The sequence below is a fragment of the Parvibaculum sp. genome (assembly GCF_040882025.1).
Classification (GTDB): Bacteria; Pseudomonadota; Alphaproteobacteria; order Parvibaculales; family Parvibaculaceae; genus Parvibaculum.
Window position 1 is genome coordinate 3575 of the sequence record NZ_JBBECC010000063.1, and the last position, 2130, is coordinate 5704.

The following is a 2130-nucleotide window of genomic DNA, read 5'->3' on the forward strand; positions in this document are numbered from 1 at the left end:
TTCGAGGGCAACGAACATCTCCATCCCGAGCACGGCGCCTTCCTGATGCGCGACTGGCGGCGGCACGAAGCCCATGGCGGCTCGTTCCTGCTCGACAAATGCTGCCACGATTTCGATCTCTACCGGCTTTTCGCCGGGGCGCTCCCCGCCCGCGTCGCGAGCTTCGGCGGGCGGACGATCTTCACGCCCGAAAATGCGGGGCTCGCCGAGCGGCGCCACAAGGACGGCGCGCAAGCCTATTCGGTGTGGCGCGCGGGCTGGAACGGCGGCAACGACGTCTTTTCGTCCGACGCCGATGTCGCCGACAACCAGGTGGCGCTGGTCGAATACGAAAACGGGGTCCGCCTCGCCTTCCACGCCAACACGCATGCAGGGCTGATGCAAAGGCGCTGGTATTTCGCCGGCACGGGCGGCGCGATGGAGGCCGATCTCGTGACCAATCGCCTCACCTTCCGCGATGCGCTGGGCGAGGACGCTCCGCAGACGGAGGATATGGGGCTCGGCCCGGAGGCCCATTACGGCTCCGACCCCGCGATGGGGCGCGACCTCGCGGCGCATCTGCTCGAAGGCGCGCCCTTCCCCGTGCAGGTTCACGACGCGATGGTGGCCGGGCTGACCGTGATGGCGGTCGACCGGGCGATGCGCGAGGGAACGGTGGTGGATTGTCGGACGCTGTGGGCGCGGCTCGATGCCGAAATGAAGGGTTAGGGGATTGCGGCCAGCCGACTTAACATAAACCCGGTTGCGCTCATGCAACGCGCGGGGCCGCAGCGCCCCCGAACGGGAGGTCGGCCATGACGCTCGCAAGGATCGGCGCGGTTTCGTATGTGCTCTGGGGCCTCCTTCACCTCAGGGCCGCCTATGACGGCTTCCTGCTCGCCGCCACGCAGGCGCCCGGCTTCGTTCAAGGCAAGCTCAGTCAAGGCGCATGGGACCTCGCCTTCTTCTCCGTCGCGGCCATCCTGATCGCGATCCTTCTCAACTGGCGGAACGACATCCGCGGCTACTGGCTCAACCTCGTCATGGTGAGCGCCGCCGATCTCGGTTTCGTCATCTTCGTTCTCCTGCCCGGCCACATCCCGCTCTTCCCCGGCCTTCTCGGCCCGACGCTCTGGATTTCCGGCGCCCTCTTCTCGACGCTCGCCATACTGTCGCGCCGGAGGGACTGAGCGGGCGGTCCCGCGACAAGCGCCATTTCCACTCAGAAACGACACCAAGCCAAATACCTGCCGAACCTACTTTTCGTTCGCCTTCGAAGCGCGATCGAGAAACAGAAACAAATCCCCGGCATCAACCGTTCGCCCGGCAATTTCATCGAAAACAATGTGTACAGATTCCGGGAATGGCCGAGGACGCATGCCACCGATGTCCACGAAATTGTCGTATGTACGCCAAGCCACTTCCGAGTCGAATGCGAAGCCGGGGACCAACCCGTCACATGTGATCATCCCTTCGATCCAGGCTTCATCCTTTTCGTTCAGTTCACGCAGTTCGCTTTGGTCGGACCATCGGGACAGCCGCCGGACCAGATCCTGGTGATACTCGTCGACGCTCCCAAAATATTTCAGGAACACTATGTAGTATTGACCGACTTCCAAAGTGCCGCCTCCTCCAAATTCAATTCGGTCCGATTGTTCAGGGTCGTCATTCTCCTTAAACGGACGAACTACTTTGGCGACATAGCGAACACCGCACTGTTCCGTGTCGAAATATACCGCGGTCGCAGTCTCAATCTGAACCAAGGCAACGATATCCGATCTATCGATATGTTCTTCTATCGGGCGGGGTATAAGCACATCCGCATGCGCCCCTTGCAGAAGGGCGGACAGGATGTAAACCGACGCTACTGCCAGCCTTGTTCGAACTCCCATGCCTAACTCCCGTTAGAAGCACCTGCCGGTCTGCAAATATTCCCCGGGGGGCGACCTGCCCCGAAGCTTCCCTCGCCGGGGATCAGAGTCTCGGCATGAGTATGCCCTCTCGGGCGGGCCGAGCAACAGGCCGTGCGGAGCCGTCGGCGCACGGAGCATGAAGGTCGGTTGCGATGCGTCTGGCGGCGAAGGCCGGATATGGACGCGACGGTTTTCTACGGACCATGGATTTTTTGTGAAGAGAGACGCCGCCTTGCGG

Annotated in this window: 3 protein-coding genes; 2 read left to right on the forward strand and 1 reads right to left on the reverse strand. The window is 62.2% G+C overall.

Annotated elements, in window-relative coordinates; genetic code table 11:
* On the forward strand, positions 1–708 hold a 708-nt coding region (locus tag WEB61_RS04190; protein WP_368063071.1), incomplete at its 5' end, for a Gfo/Idh/MocA family oxidoreductase.
* 86 nt (positions 709–794) lie between these two features.
* A complete protein-coding gene (locus WEB61_RS04195; RefSeq protein WP_368063072.1) occupies positions 795–1169 on the forward strand; it encodes a hypothetical protein in 375 nt (124 codons plus the stop codon).
* Positions 1170–1235: 66 nt separating this feature from the next.
* Here the strand turns inward: WEB61_RS04195 and WEB61_RS04200 are convergent, their stop codons facing one another.
* Positions 1236–1871 carry a hypothetical protein gene (locus tag WEB61_RS04200; protein ID WP_368063073.1) on the reverse strand — a complete coding sequence of 212 codons (636 nt, stop codon included), beginning with the start codon at positions 1869–1871 and terminating at the stop codon, positions 1236–1238.
* Positions 1872–2130 lie beyond the last annotated feature (259 nt).

What these genes read in the sequence shown, in the direction of transcription:
- WEB61_RS04195 (WP_368063072.1), top strand. Translation starts at nt 795, where the DNA reads ATGACGCTCGCAAGGATCGGCGCGGTTTCGTATGTGCTCTGGGGCCTC.
- WEB61_RS04200 (WP_368063073.1), bottom strand. Translation starts at nt 1,871, where the DNA reads ATGGGAGTTCGAACAAGGCTGGCAGTAGCGTCGGTTTACATCCTGTCC.